Raw genomic sequence first — 16,968 nt, 5'->3', positions numbered from 1 at the left:
CATCTTATCTTCCATGACAGTTTTTGTATTTTTTCCCACTGCCACAAGGACATGGATCATTCCGTCCAACTTCTTGTGCCTTTACAAATGGTTTTTTCACTTTTTTCTTCTTTTCACCATCGCCAGATACTGCTTGGGTATCTTTCACTACTGCTTCACGTTTTACATTATCTTTGATTTGAGCCTTCATGACATAGCGGGCAACTTCTTCATTGATCGTCATGACCATTTGCTCAAACATCGCAAAGCCTTCCATCTGATATTCACGAAGAGGATCGTTTTGTCCATAAGCTCGTAAATGAATTCCTTGACGAAGCTGGTCCATTTGATCGATATGGTCCATCCATTTGGTATCCACGGTACGCAGCAGGATAACCTTCTCAAATTCACGCATCTTCTCAGAAGTAAATTCCTCTTCTTTTTGCTGATATTTCTCTTGGATTTTCGTCATCAGCCATTCGATAACTTCCTCTTTATCTTTCCCTTGCAGGTCTGATTCTGTTACCCATTCCTCTTCTAAAAGATTACCATGCAAATATTCGACTAAACCAGACAAGTTGGTATCCTCTTCGCTTTCGTCTGAGACATAAGAAGATACAGTACTTTCTAAGGTTGTGCGAATCATCTGCTCAATGATATCATGAAGGTTTTCAGAATCTATCACATCAAAACGTTGTTTGTAGATGATTTCACGCTGCTGACGTAATACATCGTCATAGGACAAGACGGTTTTACGTGCATCAAAGTTGTTTCCTTCTACTCGTTTTTGTGCCGATTCTACTGCCCTTGAAACCATTTTACTCTCAATTGGTTGTGTATCATCCATACCAATTCGCTCCATCATATTACGCATATTATCAGAACCAAAACGACGCATTAGCTCATCTTCCATCGATAGATAGAATTGCGTAATACCAGGATCACCTTGACGTCCTGAACGACCACGTAATTGATTATCAATCCGACGAGACTCGTGACGTTCGGTGCCAATAACGGCAAGACCACCTAATTCGGTGACTCCTTTTCCTAGTTTAATATCCGTACCACGACCTGCCATATTGGTTGCGATCGTTACGGCATGCTGTTGACCTGCATTTTCAATAATCTCAGCTTCTCGGTAGTGGTTTTTGGCATTTAACACATTATGCTTTACCCCAGCCTTTTTCAACAAGTTTGAGATAATTTCTGATGTTTCCACCGCCACTGTCCCTACCAATACTGGTTGTCCAATTTGATAGCGTTGTTTAATCTCATTGACAACCGCCTGAAATTTACCATCCATTGATTTAAAGATTAGATCGGAGCGGTCTTCACGAATAATTTCCTTATTAGTCGGGATCGCAATGACATCCATGGCATAAATGTTTCTGAATTCCTCTTCTTCTGTTTTTGCCGTACCCGTCATCCCCGCTAATTTATTATACATCCGGAAAAAGTTCTGGAAGGTGATAGACGCCAATGTCATGCTTTCATTTTGGATTGGCAAATTTTCTTTTGCTTCAATTGCCTGGTGCAGGCCATCACTATAGCGACGTCCTTTCATTAAACGGCCGGTGAATTGATCGACAATCACCACTTGTTCCTCTTCCACCACATAATCCGTATCTCTATGCATAGCGATATGCGCCTTCAAGCCTTGATTAATATGGTGCGTTAATGTCACATTATTTAAATCAAACAGGTTATCGATATTAAAGAAATTTTCAGCCTTGTTCATTCCTTCTTCGGTCAGCTGAACCGCTTTTGTCTTTTCATCATACGTATAATCATCTTGGCTTAACGTCCTTACAAACATATTTGCTCGTTGATAGAGAGTAGCTGACTTTTGTGCAGTTCCTGAAATAATCAAAGGCGTTCTAGCCTCATCAATTAAAATAGAGTCAACCTCATCAATAATGGCAAAATGCAGTTGACGTTGCACCATTTGTTCCTTATATAACACCATATTGTCTCGTAAATAATCAAAGCCGAATTCATTATTCGTACCATAGGTAATATCTGCCGCATAAGCCTCGCGCTTGGCATCTTTATCCATACCATTTTGGTTTAAGCCAACCGATAGGCCAAGAAATTGATATAATTCTCCCATTTCACGGGCGTCACGATCTGCCAGATAATCATTCACAGTGATGATATGGACCCCTTCTCCTGTCAAGGCATTTAAATAGGCGGGCATGGTGGAAGCTAAGGTCTTTCCTTCCCCCGTCTTCATCTCCGCAATATTACCTTTATGCATTGCAATAGCACCAACTAATTGAACATAAAAAGGGCGCATACCCAACACTCGTTTGGCCGCCTCTCTCACTACTGCAAAGGCCTCTACTAATAGATCATCAACTGTTTCGCCTTGCCCATATCTTTGTTTAAAACTGTCTGTTTTATTTTTTAGTTCATCATCTGATAATAGTTGTATTGTTGGCTCTAACGCTTCTATTTCATCTGCAAGTTTTTCTAGCCCTTTCAGCTGTCGTTGATTTCCATCACCGAATACTTTTTTCAATAATCCACGCATTCTAGCCGCTCCTCTTTTTTCATAAGATCCGTTTGTACTATTTTTATTTGTCCATTCCTTATCATAACACTTGGATGAAAAAAAGGAAAATATTCCGCAAAAAAAGGAAGCGAGAAGATAAAAGTTGAAAGGATGTGGATTTCCCGCCCCCTATATTATTTATACCATAGCCTATAAACAGTGCCAAATGTGCATTATCGTATTTTCATGCAAGGTAACAGCAAGAAAACAAGATTATTTCATCAGTGAAAAGGAATTTTATGGCGGTTGTTTGAAGTGAAAATGAGAATTTATGTTTTTTTATGAAAGATTACAATCGATGTGTACTCTCTTTAAAAAGCGATTACATTCTATGATCAAAAAGAAACGACCAGCTTTTGTTGGTCGTTTCTGTCGTAAGTATATATTAACTTGGTTCAATTAAACCATATCTGCCGTCACGGCGTCGATAAACGACATTTGTATTGCCGGTTATGGCATTTTCAAATACGAAGAAAGCATGTCCCAGCATATCCATTTGTAATACTGCTTCTTCCGAATCCATTGGTTTCAAGTCAAAACGTTTAGTCCTGACAATTTCAATTTCGCTATCATCAAATTCGTCTTCTTGCCTAGCTTCAGCAATTTCTTTTTCCATCTCAGCAAATACATGCTTTGGCGCACCTTGCTGACGGAATTTACGATTAACTTTTGTTTTGTGTTTGCGGATTTGTCTCTCTAGTTTGTCAACAACAAGATCAATTGCAGCATACAAATCGAGGTGTTGCTCCTCTGCTCTTAGCAGTAGATTAGACATGGGGATCGTCACTTCTATTTGCTGCTCCTCATTATAGACACTTATATTTACATTTACATCAGAAGTGGGAGGTGTATCAAAATATCTTTCTAGTTTCCCTATTTTGCGTTCCACGTACTCCTTGATTGCGTTTGTTACTTCTACATTTTCTCCTCGGATGTTGTACTTCATAAAAAGTGTCCTCCTTTCAAACTATAAAGCTTGTGATCGCTTTATAATTCTATAATACCACACTTTCGCATATATAAACGAGTAATATTCATAATTATTTAACAATTTCTTTACATATCGAATAAGCGCTGATTTACCGGGTCGCACGATAGATGACTACTGTTTGGAATCGAGAAATCTGCCATCATAATTGGCCACATTTTTGTATGGATTCAAATAATGATGGTTGGAGCGTGTCTGCTTCTTTGTGTTACGCATATCTTGTTTAATCTGCTGCATCATTTGTGTTAAGTTCTGCTGTAGCTGTTTATCCAATGCAACGGCTTGCGTACCTAATTGTTGATCCGTTTCAGAAAAAGGAGGACGTATTTGCTCTTTGTATTGATCGCGATCCGTAAGCAAGTCTGTCACCTGCTTGATTCGCTCTTCCCGTGACTTATCTGACTTGGAATCCTTCAATAATACAAGCATGCGTTTCGTGACATCGATATACGCTTGAATACTGGCATTCATGCATTCACACCTTTCCCATGCTGACGGAGACGTTCTTTTTTAATGACTTCTTTCCAAGTGTTACGAAAATCCTCCATGATGGTATAAGCCTGATCCAGTTGTTCCAGGTCATTCTTGATGTTGGCCTGTGTAAGGGCGTGATAGGCAAAGTCATATAGTGGCATGATCTGTTTGGCAATTGCTGCCTCGCTGTCCAAAGTAACCATTAATTCACGAATAATATCTTGTGTTTTTTGAATCATTTGATTCTTTTTTGCATGATCACCATTTTCTATCGCTTTTTTTGCTTGTTTGATAAATTTCAAGGACCCATTATATAACATCAGCGTTAATTCCCCTGGTGTAGCTGTATTCACAGAATTATGCTGATATGTTTGATACTGCTGATAAGCCATAAAGCCATTTCCCCCTCTGTTCAAGTTCCTATATTTTCTTATCTACAATAAAACCCATGTATTCAAACATGGAGGCGTAGACATCAAGCATTTTTTCAGGTGGTATTTCCCTGACGACTTCTTCGGTATCCTGATCAACAATTTTGACAAAATACCTATCTAATTTCTCATGTAATTCATATCTAATACTCGTTTGGGTTGATTCCAGAAAAGAATTCAGCCCTTCCACCATTCCATTTAATTGATCGCTAGATATGTCAATATCATTGATGTTTGTTTCGATCGTTTGCCGATGGTTATTGGATCGCTCTCTTGCAGATTTGGATGCCTCAATCGTCGTGTTAGTTTGCATGAGTGGAGATCCAGTGATCATTTTACCAATTTCCATGACAAAACTCAGCTCCTCATTCTATTGTTATTCCTATTATCGGCATTTTTATAAAATGTTTAATAGTTTTTGGATAAATGAGGTGGTTTACGAGTGAGATGAGGTACTAACTTTTCATTGACAATGTAGTGGTGAAACTTGTGATGTAGCAATATGGGGTGTATTCGGGTTTTTATGTGGTTTTGCATTGGTGTTGGTCTTCATTGCTGAGATGACGCCCATTTTTCATGATTCCCCTCCGGTTTTGGCCGTCATTTCCGTGATGACGCCCATTTTTCATGATTCCCCTCCGGTTTTGGCCGTCATTTCCGTGATGACGCCCATTTTTCATGATTCTCCTCCGATTTTGGCCGTCATTTCTGAGATGACGACCATTTTTCATGATTCTCCTCCGATTTTGGCCGTCATTTCTGAGATGACGACCATTTTTCATGATTCTCCTCCGATTTTGGCCGTCATTTCTGAGATGACGACCATTTTTCATGATTCTCCTCCGATTTTGGCCGTCATTTCTGAGATGACGACCATTTCAGCGCTTCCCTCTCCGATTTTAGCCGTCATTTTTTGTTGACGAAACAGATTCCATCCATCATTCAGAAGACAATTCGCCTCTAGAGTCACAAGTAGCAATCTTTTTGCTATGCTACGGGATTATATAGTCCCAACAAAAAAAGAGTCCTGATGGGACCCTTTTTTATCCATCTTATCCTTGCAGATCGATATTCCCCCCCAAGTGAGGCTGGACAGAGCTTTCCATCAGCTTGATCATGTCATTGGACTGAGCTTCTACCTGATCCATCGCCTTACTCATCAAGGCTATATCTTTCTGCTGCTGAACTTGCGACTGATTCATTAAAATAGATAAGGCTGCAATATCCATTCCTATCTGCCTCCTTTGTTTACATCATTCCCATTCCACCGCCAAATTGCTGCATCATATAGGCAGCTTGGCTATTGGCTTGCTGCATCGCCTTCTCCATTGCTGTGAATTGACGCCAATAACGCTGTTCGGTTTGTTCTAATCTGCGTTCAAAATTGGCAATGCGATCTTCCATATCCTCCAGGTTTCGTCCAATCGTGAATTGTTGATTGGTATAGGTTGCTCTTCCCGCACGTTCATAAATGCGATCCATGGACTGATTAACCGAATCGGTAAGACGTTGGGTGATTCCTTTTTCACTCTGCGTTTCGCCATCTACACGGAAGAGATCCTCTACTGCTGACGGATCGGTTTCAACCGCTTCTCTTAATTTTGCTTCATTGATCTCTAGTTTACCACCATCCATATAGTTCCTTGTCGTGGTGATCCCAATTTGGGCAAGCTGATTATAAGCAGCCCCTTCTCCTGTATCCACAGGCGAATAAAAATCGTTCCTCATACTGGATAAGGTACTTTGAAGCAACGAATCATGGCGCAACAAACCGCTCTTAGCCATTTCTTCCCAGTCTTCTTGCTGTCGGTCCGATAACGATTCCCGCTCTTCATCCGTTAATGGATCATAGTCACGATGAAAGGTCTCATTCACCTTGCCATTGATTGAATCGATTAAGGTGTTATAGGTCTCCACAAACTCTGTAATCCGCTCCACTACGGCCTCGGCATCATTGGTAACATTAATGGTAACCGGCTGAATAGGGTCAGTCTCATCGGTATTATTAAAAGTTTGCCTTAATTGAAAGGTCACACCATCCATTTGAAAGCTGTTGGATGTGCGTTCGGTATTTAAACCATTGATGGTGAACTTGGCATTTTGGCCTGCTTGAAAGGAAGACTCTTCACTATTAAATCGAAGCGTATTTTCAATAAAATTTCCGCTGACCTTGATATCCTGGCCATCATCACTAAAAATCCCCGTCTCCGTCCGGCGCATAGAAAGCTGGTTAGTGAAAGAATCAAAAGTCATCGATACACCCAAATTGGCATCATTGACACGACGAACCACCTGATTTAACGATTCATTACCTTGCACAATAAAGCTTTGGTAGGTTTCTCCGTTGGAAGTATTGGATCCTACTGAAAATGTCGTGTAGTTTTGTTGATAAGATGCCTTAATTTCGATATCAGCATCTTCGTCTGATTTTTCCATGGGTTCTTCAAACGTTACTCTACCAGTATGTACATTAATACTACCAAGCACATCGGATTCATCCTCAGCATTCACCAACTGATAAACCCCATCATTTTCACTGTTTAAGTCGATTTTATACTCCTTACCATCCACTGTTAATTCAAATCCATTATCCGCAACGATCGAACGTCCTCCTAAAGTAATACCAGATGTCTTCTCTGCAGTTAAGGTGATTTCATCAATATTCTCACCAGTCGTAACATAATCAACAGAAACACGATCATTTGCCGATAAGTTATTTTTAAATGTTAATTTACCATCAGAGGTTAATAATACTTGATTGTCGTTTAACTCAACATCTTCATCCGTTACCACTTCATACCCTTTACCATTCACTCGAACATTGACTCCGTCTGCTACCACACCTTCGCCTAATTCGATAGCCTCATTACCTCTACCATTAAACTGCTTAATAGCACCCTTTTTCCAGTCTCCCTCATTTCCTAATAAGTCTTTCTGATCGATCAACCGGCCACCAGCATCAAAATCATCTCCAGCAATCCCCCCACCATTCACCCAAGAAGCCGACTTGGCTAGTTGCTCCACCCTGGAAATTTCAAAGGATGACTGGGAGGCAGCACTGCTGGCGGTTGCGGTTATCAGATTTTCGTTTGTTGAGGCAACCTGGCGAGCTCGATAGGTGCTAGGCATTCTCATTTCGGCTAGCTTGGTGCGAAAATCTAATAATAAGGTGTTCATGGCACGATAATCATCACGACGCCATTCTAAAACCTGTTTTTCTTGCTCCATCTTTTGCAACGGGATACTTTCCGCTCTCATCAAGTCTTTGACCATCTGATCAATATCCATCCCACTGGCCATACCTGAAATTCTCATCTGGATCACGTCCTCTTTCACTAGTCTTATTATCCATATTATCGGATGCCTGATGGTAATGTTTAGCCAAATGAGAAGAATTCGGTTATTTTTTCTCCTGCCATGCCTGCCAAAGCTGATCGATCTGATCCTGCTGTGCTTTGGTTAACTGCTGATTACCGTAGCGAATATCGTCATACCATGCCTCCAGCTGCTGCAATTGTGCCTGTTCGTCGGATAATGACAGAACCTCATGGGCAGTGAGGGCATGACTCCATTTTTCCCGTTGTTTTACCTCATGGGCAATGATTCGATAAAGCAGTCGGACTTTCTCTTCAGCCGTCTCTGGCCGGGGTCTCGACCGGCTTGAAAAGACTTTGCCCCATTTCGCCTGTTGTCTTTTCCGCCATGCCTGCCAATCAAACAAATTCTCTTTCGTGTCTTCATAATCCGTATCGCTTTCCACTCCGGTTTGTCTAATAAAAATCTTAGTCAGCGTTCGCCAAACAGCTAAAAACCATCTTTTTAACAGACGGCGAAATTTTTTGAAACAAATGGCGATGAGGAAGGCAACACCGATCACTAATAATAAGATCGCCACCACCTGCATAAATAGCTCTGTCCATTCCGCGAAACGAGATGGTTCTTGTGGCTCTTCCTCAGGAAACATCGGAGCCATTTCACGTGGAGGCTCTTCGGCTGGTTCACTTTCCTCTCCCCCAAACAAACCAGCAAACCAGATGACGGATTGCGCAATCGCTCGAACCGTATGATAAACAGCAGATTGCACCACTTGAAAATTAGTAATCACTATCACCAGCAAAAATGTCACCAGCATATAGGTCCGATTTAACGATTTCATTCCCGTTGATAACCGTACTTTCCCTTTTTCCAGCGACTCCTTTTGTAAGTGATCTTCGTTTGTCATAAAGAGCAGAATGATAATAAATAGAACGCCCATGATGCTGATCCAATGCTGATAAGGCTGTAAATTCTCTATAAAATGAAAAGCCAAATAACCCACAAAATACAATGGTAACCCAGCAGCCCACATCACCATTCTTGGTAATGCTCTTATCCAACTGATAACCGCATACTGAATGCCACGAAAAGCAGCCAGTAATAGCACCAAGAACATGACTGCTGCCTGCCAAATACCCGGGGCAATCCACCAGCCTAGCGTTCCTGCTGCAATCAATAGTAATACCATCGTCAGCCAATGATAACGATTGACGGCAGCCAGCACATAACCTAAAAAGAAGATGAACAACAAGGCAAGTAGCCAATAATATAAACTATTCCCCGGAAAAACTGTCAGACCAAGCACGAAAATTACTGGAAAGAAGCAAAGCATTTCCAAGAAAGCACGCCAGATAATGCCTACCGATAACATGCGATCAGCTTGCATCTTCGTCCACCTCTTCTCCCAATTCGACTATCTTCACAGCGTTGCCTAGCCGTTCTATCGCCGTGATTTGCTGACTGACACGTTCCGTTAAATAAGCAGTAAAAATGAGCACATCATGTTTGGTCAGGCCAGCATCCACATCCTCCTGCAAAAAAGCACGAAAATTACGACTGCGATCCATTTTTAATTTGGCAATCGCGTCCAAAATATAATAGCCTTGTTGCGCGCTGTTAGCTGGTTCCACCCGTACCGATGGCTTAATCCGCTCCACCGTATTGGTAAAGGGTTCCACAAAATAACCATTACAACCAAATCCGGTCGCAATGCCATTTTCTAAGGTATATTGCGCCAAGGAAGCGGCATAGGACAAGGCCCTCTCGATTAATTCCGGTTGTCGGATAGGCAAGCGAATATCCTCATCTATATCAAAATTAACATAAATCAATAAATGATGATCTGCCGTATAATCTTTTTTGTTGACCTGTAAGGTTTGTGTCCTTGCTGTTGCTTTCCAATTAATCGCTTGCAAGGTATCGCCATGCTGGTATTCGCGTACCCCAGCGTAAAGAAATGGATCCTCGATAATCCATCGTTGAACCGTAACATCTCCCAACCAGCTATGGGAAGGAAGCGGGATCTCATCCAAGGGAACCAGTTCAGGATATACCGTAACGGCAGTAGCCGCTTCAAACGAATCAAATACCTCACCAAAGCCAATCCCGTCTCCTGTTGTCACAGATACCGTATGCAAGGGGTAGTAACCCCGCTTCTTCCCAATTAGTCGATGTCTCCTGGTGATTTTTTGATAGGGCATTAAGCTGAACAAGGTGCGATGGAATACTTCACCATCCTTTATTTTCTCCCCTTCTTTCATTAAATAGGGACTCATTTTCACCTCTAAACGCAGCCAAGGCAGTGGCAGCAGCTTTTGATTGGTAATTTGATCAACCATTTCAATCGGCTCACCAGCAAATACAGACTCCTGTTTGAACTGACGCTGATAACTAATTCCACGCAAACCGAATTTACTATACAGCATCCCCTGCAAAAAAATAACAGCTAATAACACGACGATAATCCATGCTATATTCATAGGGCGATCATTCCTTTTCTGGCTCTGTCGGTACCGGTACTAGGCCCAGGATATTTTCAATGACTTCATCCGTATCTCCTTGCTTGACACCAATCCGCTTCGCAAGCACAATACGGTGTCCTAGTACCGGTTTAGCCATTTGCTTGATATCATCAGGAATTACATAAGTACGTTCCTGTAACAAGGCATAGACCTGTACCGCCTTTAACAAAGCCTGACTCCCTCTTGGGCTGACACCTAATGCAATCTGTTCATGCGTACGCGTCTTCTCAATTACATCTAATAAGTAGCTCAACACATCATCACTAATCGTCACCTGACTGTATAAGCCCTGCATGGTAACGATTTCATCAATCGAAAGCACTGCTGATAATGTATCCAGCGGATTGCTTTGCTTAAAACGCTGGAGGATCGTTAGTCCCTCTTCTTTTGACGGATAACCCATATGTACTTTCAGCATAAAGCGATCCAATTGTGCCTCTGGCAGTGGAAAAGTACCCTGACTCTCAATCGGATTTTGTGTAGCAATCACCAAGAAAGGCTGTGCCAACATATGGGTATTGCCATCTATCGTAACCTGTCTCTCTTCCATACTTTCCAGCAAACTGGATTGTGTTCTCGGTGTGGCGCGATTGATCTCATCTGCCAATAACACATTAGTAAAAACAGGGCCAGCTCGAAACTCGAACTCCCCTTGCTGTTGATGATAGAAATGAATTCCCGTAATATCAGTAGGAAGCAAGTCTGGTGTAAATTGAATTCGTTTAAAATCTCCCGCTAAGGAAGTTGCCAGTGATTTCGCCATCAATGTCTTTCCCGTTCCAGGCACGTCCTCTAGTAACACGTGACCGGAGGAAATCAGGGCAACCAATAATAAATCAACCGTTTCCTCTTGCCCTACGACCACTTGATTGATATTATCTTTTACCTTTTTGGTTAGTAATGGTATCTCTGTTAATTCCATTAGAAAACTCCTTTTCATTTTTGTTGGCGCTTTCAATATTCTTTATATCATGTATCTTGAAAGGAAGTAAAACATTATCCCTTATCCGCAAAGAATATTCGATCAGAAAGTGATACTTTTGTATAGTTTTCTGCAACGATTTTTGTTAGTCTTAATAAGGGATGTTTAAACCATTTATTTTTGAACATTCGCTTATTTGGGGGATAATAGGTTATAGATAAGATAGGAGCTGTGAAAGATGAAGAGAATTGTAATGGTTGGTGGCGGCTATGGAGGAATGAACGCCCTGCATCAATTAATCAACAATGGAATTGCAGACGATGTAGAGGTCATATTAATTGACCGTAATCCGTATCATGCCTTAAAAACGGAATTCTACGCGATTGTAGCAGGAACGAAGGCAGATAAAGAAGTACGCCTCGAATTCCCAGACCATCCACAAATTTCTTATATATTTGGTGAAGTAGTAGAAATAAACACGGAGGAAGAACATATTCGCTTACGCAACAGGGAAGAAACGGTATCCTATGACTACCTGTTAATCGGTCTCGGCTGTGAAGATAATTATCACGGTATTCCCGGGGCGATGGAATATACAGAAAGTGTGCAAAGTATCTTCAAGGCGCGTCAGGCAAGCAACAAAGTCAACAACCTGCCTGCCTACAGTCAAATTTCCGTTGTTGGGGCTGGATTAAGCGGAATCGAGGTGGCATCAGAAATAAGAGAAAGCCGAGCAGATTTGAAGATTCGTTTATTAGATCGTGGCTCCTCTGTCCTCTCTGCATTTGATGATAAAATTCAAAAATATGTGGAGGATTGGTTTCGGGATAACAACGTTAGTATTCTGCACCATAGTAACGTGGAGGCAGTGGATGAAGGCATTTTTTATAATAATGGTGAAGGGATCGAAAGCGATGTGATTATTTGGACGGCAGGTGTTCGTCCCCACTATCTCGTACGTACCCTCCCTTTTGAAAAGGATCGGCATGAGAAGATTATCGTAAATGATTTCTATCAGGTGCCCAGCCATCCCAATGTCTATGTTGTTGGAGATTGTGCCGCTTCTGAGTTCTCTCCAAGCGCACAGCTTGCAGGTATTCAAGGAGAACAAATCGGCGATGCCCTTTCCAACGTGATCCGAGGTCGGCAGCCAGAGAAACCAAAACCGATCAAATTGAAGGGACAGTTAGGTTCACTCGGTAAATCAGATGGGTTTGGCAACATGTATCGGCGTGCATTCACCGGTTTTTTACCACGATTAGCCAAGTCTGGTGTGTTGTGGCTTAACAAACGGCATTAATAAAGCATCCTACAGCGCCATAAAACCAAGCATTTTTCATTTCTCCACCTGTCAAACAGACACCATTCCTGAAATGTGTCTGTTTTTTTAGTGTGAGAAACGGTATATTTGTAGATTAAAAAATCATTTTATTATAAAATAAGTACACATTATTCTCGGACGCATGTAGAAACAAAGGGGAGATACCATGTCGATTGCCAAATTAAACGACTTCATTGATAACGAAAAATTCACCCATCAATTCCAAGCATTGTTTGACCTTCAAACACTTAGTACGATTGGTTATGAGGCATTTATAACGTCCGATTTATTTAAAAATACAGAGATCCTTTTTGAGAAAGCAAGTAACAGCTCGCGTTTTTTTGAATTGGAAATGCGTTCAATTAAAAAGGCGATCCAAAGCTATGATCGGCTTTCCACAGAAAAAAAACTGTTCGTCAATATTTACCCGATCAATTTAATGCACAGCTCGATGCTGCAGTATTTAGAACACTTTAGAAAGAAGACCCGGGTGGCCCCTGATCAGATTGTCTTGGAAGTCAAGGAGGCAGATATTACAAAGTACTCCCCTTCTTTTGTGGATTCACTCCGCTCTATACAACATGCTGGTTATTTGATTGGTTTTGATGATGTGGGAAAACAAGCCTCTTCCTTACACGCTATTGTCGAATTAAAACCAGATTTCATTAAAATGAATCGTTTTTTTGCCAAAAACCTTGCCCAATCCAGTCAAAAGCAGGAAATGGTGCGTTCCATTGTGACGTATTGTTTCCACACCAACACCAAGCTTGTGTTAAAAGGAATAGAAGTTCCCGAAGACTTAGAAATGGCAAAATCAATCGGTATTTCGATTGTTCAAGGCTACCTGCTCGCCCGGCCTGAGCCATTATCGGTTATTCAACAATATGAGACGAAACAGGCAGATGACATGGCCAGCAATGAATAAAGGTGGGGAGACTACCCACCTGTTTTTAAGATGATTGATCCTTATGTAACAATTGATCTTCCACCTCTGTCGCCATTTGCTCCAAATAGCTCTCTTGATAATGCAGTCGCATCCGAGTAATAGGGACAGAGCGCATCAAGATGCCAACAAGGAAAATACCCAAGGTTACGATCAATAATAATTCAATCGAAGGCGACGAAAGGTAAATCCATAAAAAAATCAGTGAGAGAAGAAGACAAACGGCAAAGACAATCGCGCTAAAACGTGCATTTCGCCAGCCATCTCTGACATAATCCTTGAATTCTTCCTTCCTCAAATAGACATCCTTCCACTCTGTTTTCTCCATGGACCTTTTGTACAAATAGTTGTTCCCTAACCAAAAGGACAACCCTCCCAAGATAAGCAGCGCCATCACACTGACAAAGCCATTCATAGGAATGCGAATATCCCCAATCATGCGAAGCACGGAATAACCGGCAAAGACATAGATCCAATATTGCGCACTATTAAAAATACGATGATTTGAGTACGGCGGATGATTTTTACCACTTGTGCGGTCTTTTTTACCACCTTTTGCGGGGGAATGTACCACTCTTTGCGGAGCACTTTACCATTCATATAAAGAATCCCCCCGACTACCAAAATCGAGGGGATTTCTTTATCCATTAAAACGGAAGAATTCCTAATCGAAGTTCAAGTTGCACTTTCTCACAACGCAGGCTGTCAATCTTTTTTTCTAACTCTTGTATCCTCTTTTCAAGTCTTACTATTTTGGTTTCATTATTAATTCCTTTTTCATAAGCTGTTCCAACATTACTTAAATCTATTAAGAAATCTAACATATCTAATTCAAGTATATAATAGTTTCCTTCATGTTCTGTTGCTTCCATTTCACCCTTAGCTATCCATCGATACACATCTTTTTCATCGCAATCCACCTCATAATTGTGTAAGAGATCAACCGTCTCTGCTATCGTCATATACTCATCCATTTAAAAACCCTCTCTTTTCTTATTTTAAAACCTTATATAAGCGGCTTATTTTCTTCATCATTCTCTTTTTGATGCTGCACGCCAAAACGCTCGCGCATAGATACTTTTCCGTCAATAAAAATATCATAAGAATCATGGACAATCCGGTCCAGAATAGCCTCTGCCAGGGTTCCACTTCCTAATTTTTCATACCATCCATCAAGGTCAAATTGGGAACAGAATATATTGGATTGCTTTGCCTGACGTCTTGTATTAATTACTTCCAGAAGAAGGGCTGTCTCTTCATCTGTTAAGGTATAAAGTAGCCATTCATCAAGAATAAGGAGGTCCACTTTCAGAAGCTTCCTCATTAGTTTGATATAGCTGTCATCTTGTTGATATTTTGCTATTTTGAATGCTTCTAATAAATCAGGAAGCCGTGTATATTGAACTTTAAAATGCTGACGGCATGCTTGTACGCCAAATGCAATAGCCATCCATGACTTTCCGGCTCCAGAGACTCCTTTAAAGATAATATTTCGTCCATCCAAAATGTAGCTGCCACTAGCTAAACGTAAAAGTAACTCTTTATCCAGTTTTCGGTCTTCGTAATAAAGAATGTCTTCCACGGAAGCAGATTCAGGAAAGGTTGCCTGTTTAAGAAGTCGGTTGATTTTATTGCTGTTTCGTCGGGACTCTTCTTGATCAATCAAGATGCTGAGTAATGTATCGAAATTCATTTCCTTATTTTTTTCATTGAAGAAAATGGTTTCATAGGCTTCTGCCATTCCTGATAGTTTTAATGCTTTTAGTTTATCTATATTCTGTTGATTCATTTATTTTTCCCTCCAAAATAAGAAGCCCCACGAGTAAAACCATGCTTATTTTGCTCATGTGTCTGCTTTTGTGTGAAAGCATTCTCTGCGTCTGCTTTTTTATTATTTTTAATTAGTGTTTGAATACTTTTCACCGTTGGACGATTCGTGATTTGATGGACCATTTTACAAGCACGTTCGATTTCGTAAACAGTGTAGGTGCGCTCCAGTTTCTTCAAGGCAAAGACAGATTTCATCGCTTGTTTTTCTACTTCATAACTATCCATTAGAAATCTCACCACCGCCAGCGTATGCTCTCCAATATTTTCTGCCCAATCCAACGCATCCTGTGGTGTTTGTTCCACGTAAAGTTTGTGGTTATCTGGCATATGATCATGTACCGTAGAATATTGCCCGTATTTCCCATGAAGCGTCAGATGGGATGCAATCCTCATGTAATTATAAAAAACTTCGATCACCTTACCGGAGACTTTTACATCGACTTGTTTTCCGATATACTCATAGGGAACAGAATAAAACATACTTTTTACCGAGATGTGATAATTAGGCTGTACTTTGGCTGTTCGCCACTCTGACATCTGGTAAGGTTCAGTGGGAAGAGGAGTAAGGGCAAACTTCTCCTCTTCCATAAACGCTGACCAACGGGAGCCTTCTTTTTTTGTGAAAGGGCGATGATTAAATTCCTCCAGTTTTTTTCGAATCTCCTGATTTATTTCTTCTAACGTAAAACATTGCGTATTCCTTAATGCGGCAATAATCCAGGTCGACACGGTATTTACAGAACTTTCTACGCTCGATTTGTCTTTTGGTGCACGCACACGTGCTGGCATGACGACCGAGTGATAATGACGAACCATTTCTTCGTATGTCTTGTTTAACACCAATTCTTTGGAGGTATGTTTGGTTATCCCAACTTTTAAATTATCAGGAACAATAATTTGAGTAATTCCTCCCATGTATTCAAATGTGTGTTGATGAAGCTTTATCCAAGCCGCTAAATCCATGGATAATGAACCTTCGACATAGGAAAGCTGCGAACACGGTAAAGTTGCCACAAATACATATACTTTTACTTTTTCTCCTGTATCCGGATCCACGATAAATAAAGTAGAACCAGCCCAATCTACTTCTAACAATTCCCCTGGTTTCCGTTTAATTCGCAGAGTAGCTTTGTGTTTTTGGGCAAAGTTATGATAGTGCTCTGTGAATGTCCGGTAGGCATAGGGAATCTTCCCTTGTTCTTGAGATTTCCTCACATACTCTTCATGAAGTAATGTTAAGGTAACATGTGGTTTGGCCAACTCTTGATGCAGGTAATCAAAATCAATCATATATCTGCCGGAAGCTTCTAGTTTTTTCTCAGGATAGAGAAAATCTTCAATCCAAGCATCCGTCATTTCTTCATCTAACGGACACTTCAATCCTCTTTTTTCCGCTAGCCGTATGACTTCTGTTACTTTTTGACGTGAATGCCGCGTCATCGCTGCGATATTTCGTAAACTCCTTTCCTCATCATATAATTTCAGCATCTGTCGATAGGGGAACATAAAAAACCTCCTGTATTCCTAATGTCATGCTGCTTGGCATGCATATTAAGTATACAGGAGGCGTTGAACTGGTAAAGCCTTCCGCAAAAGGTGGTAAAACTCTCCGCATTTGGTGGTAAAAAAGATTGCAAGGCTGGTACATTCTGAATGCAATATTCAATGATTATCATTATATATTCGGTA

At 40.9% G+C, this 16,968-nt stretch carries 18 protein-coding genes; 3 read left to right on the top strand and 15 right to left on the bottom strand.

The window, feature by feature from the left end; genetic code table 11:
* Nucleotides 1–4 precede the first annotated feature (4 nt).
* The 5 genes from secA to flaG form a co-directional block, all read right to left on the bottom strand.
* Nucleotides 5–2,512 (bottom strand): preprotein translocase subunit SecA, encoded by a 2,508-nt coding sequence (gene secA, locus E0E32_RS10135; protein WP_066192345.1) that lies wholly within the window; start codon nt 2,510–2,512, stop codon nt 5–7.
* A 406-nt stretch (nt 2,513–2,918) separates the two neighbouring features.
* Entirely contained in the window at nt 2,919–3,479 is a 561-nt protein-coding gene (gene hpf, locus E0E32_RS10130) for a ribosome hibernation-promoting factor, HPF/YfiA family (protein ID WP_066192343.1), read from the bottom strand.
* 156 nt (nt 3,480–3,635) lie between these two features.
* Nucleotides 3,636–3,992, bottom strand: coding sequence for a flagellar protein FliT (fliT, locus tag E0E32_RS10125; protein ID WP_066192341.1), 357 nt, complete (start codon nt 3,990–3,992; stop codon nt 3,636–3,638).
* On the bottom strand, nt 3,989–4,387 hold the full coding sequence (gene fliS, locus E0E32_RS10120; RefSeq protein WP_066192339.1) for a flagellar export chaperone FliS: 399 nt from the start codon (nt 4,385–4,387) through the stop codon (nt 3,989–3,991). The genes fliT and fliS overlap by 4 nt, the downstream gene beginning before the upstream one ends.
* A gap of 28 nt (nt 4,388–4,415) precedes the next feature.
* On the bottom strand, nt 4,416–4,775 hold the full coding sequence (gene flaG, locus E0E32_RS10115; RefSeq protein ID WP_066192338.1) for a flagellar protein FlaG: 360 nt from the start codon (nt 4,773–4,775) through the stop codon (nt 4,416–4,418).
* A 190-nt stretch (nt 4,776–4,965) separates the two neighbouring features.
* Between flaG and E0E32_RS10110 the strand changes: the two genes are divergently transcribed.
* Entirely contained in the window at nt 4,966–5,346 is a 381-nt protein-coding gene (locus tag E0E32_RS10110; protein ID WP_165445014.1) for a hypothetical protein, read from the top strand.
* A 132-nt stretch (nt 5,347–5,478) separates the two neighbouring features.
* Here the strand turns inward: E0E32_RS10110 and E0E32_RS10105 are convergent, their stop codons facing one another.
* The 5 genes from E0E32_RS10105 to E0E32_RS10085 form a co-directional block, all read right to left on the bottom strand.
* Complete coding sequence (locus E0E32_RS10105; RefSeq protein WP_066192333.1) at nt 5,479–5,655, bottom strand: YjfB family protein; 177 nt, start codon at nt 5,653–5,655, stop codon at nt 5,479–5,481.
* Between the two features lie 19 nt (nt 5,656–5,674).
* The gene (fliD, locus tag E0E32_RS10100) at nt 5,675–7,741 is read right to left on the bottom strand and encodes a flagellar filament capping protein FliD (protein ID WP_066192331.1); all 2,067 of its coding nucleotides are present in this window, start codon (nt 7,739–7,741) and stop codon (nt 5,675–5,677) included.
* Between the two features lie 85 nt (nt 7,742–7,826).
* The gene (locus tag E0E32_RS10095) at nt 7,827–9,128 is read right to left on the bottom strand and encodes a hypothetical protein (protein ID WP_130859713.1); all 1,302 of its coding nucleotides are present in this window, start codon (nt 9,126–9,128) and stop codon (nt 7,827–7,829) included.
* On the bottom strand, nt 9,118–10,221 hold the full coding sequence (locus tag E0E32_RS10090; protein ID WP_066192327.1) for a DUF58 domain-containing protein: 1,104 nt from the start codon (nt 10,219–10,221) through the stop codon (nt 9,118–9,120). The genes E0E32_RS10095 and E0E32_RS10090 overlap by 11 nt, the downstream gene beginning before the upstream one ends.
* Nucleotides 10,222–10,228: 7 nt before the next feature.
* Nucleotides 10,229–11,185, bottom strand: coding sequence for an AAA family ATPase (locus tag E0E32_RS10085; RefSeq protein WP_066192325.1), 957 nt, complete (start codon nt 11,183–11,185; stop codon nt 10,229–10,231).
* Nucleotides 11,186–11,423: 238 nt separating this feature from the next.
* Between E0E32_RS10085 and E0E32_RS10080 the strand changes: the two genes are divergently transcribed.
* Together E0E32_RS10080 and E0E32_RS10075 are read left to right on the top strand one after the other, a co-directional pair.
* A complete protein-coding gene (locus E0E32_RS10080) occupies nt 11,424–12,485 on the top strand; it encodes an NAD(P)/FAD-dependent oxidoreductase (RefSeq protein WP_130859712.1) in 1,062 nt (353 codons plus the stop codon).
* A gap of 187 nt (nt 12,486–12,672) precedes the next feature.
* Nucleotides 12,673–13,431 carry an EAL domain-containing protein gene (locus tag E0E32_RS10075; RefSeq protein ID WP_130859711.1) on the top strand — a complete coding sequence of 253 codons (759 nt, stop codon included), beginning with the start codon at nt 12,673–12,675 and terminating at the stop codon, nt 13,429–13,431.
* Between the two features lie 25 nt (nt 13,432–13,456).
* Here E0E32_RS10075 and E0E32_RS10070 read toward each other — a convergent pair whose 3' ends face one another.
* Genes E0E32_RS10070 through istA form a run of 5 tightly spaced genes read right to left on the bottom strand, consistent with a single transcriptional unit; the run spans nt 13,457 to nt 16,785 of the window.
* Nucleotides 13,457–13,897: a hypothetical protein gene (locus E0E32_RS10070; protein ID WP_165445013.1), complete on the bottom strand. Its 441-nt coding sequence runs from the start codon at nt 13,895–13,897 to the stop codon at nt 13,457–13,459.
* On the bottom strand, nt 13,885–14,097 hold the full coding sequence (locus E0E32_RS22200; protein WP_165445012.1) for a hypothetical protein: 213 nt from the start codon (nt 14,095–14,097) through the stop codon (nt 13,885–13,887). Before E0E32_RS22200 ends, E0E32_RS10070 begins: the two co-directional genes overlap by 13 nt.
* Nucleotides 14,097–14,423: a MerR family transcriptional regulator gene (locus E0E32_RS10065; RefSeq protein WP_130859132.1), complete on the bottom strand. Its 327-nt coding sequence runs from the start codon at nt 14,421–14,423 to the stop codon at nt 14,097–14,099. Before E0E32_RS10065 ends, E0E32_RS22200 begins: the two co-directional genes overlap by 1 nt.
* 32 nt (nt 14,424–14,455) lie before the next feature.
* Nucleotides 14,456–15,238: an IS21-like element helper ATPase IstB gene (gene istB / locus E0E32_RS10060; RefSeq protein ID WP_130859131.1), complete on the bottom strand. Its 783-nt coding sequence runs from the start codon at nt 15,236–15,238 to the stop codon at nt 14,456–14,458.
* Entirely contained in the window at nt 15,235–16,785 is a 1,551-nt protein-coding gene (gene istA / locus E0E32_RS10055; RefSeq protein WP_130859130.1) for an IS21 family transposase, read from the bottom strand. Before istA ends, istB begins: the two co-directional genes overlap by 4 nt.
* Nucleotides 16,786–16,968 lie beyond the last annotated feature (183 nt).

The organism is Gracilibacillus phocaeensis, assembly GCF_900626275.1.
Classification (GTDB): Bacteria; Bacillota; Bacilli; order Bacillales; family Amphibacillaceae; genus Gracilibacillus; species Gracilibacillus timonensis.
This window is presented reverse-complemented; position numbering and strand designations above follow the sequence as displayed.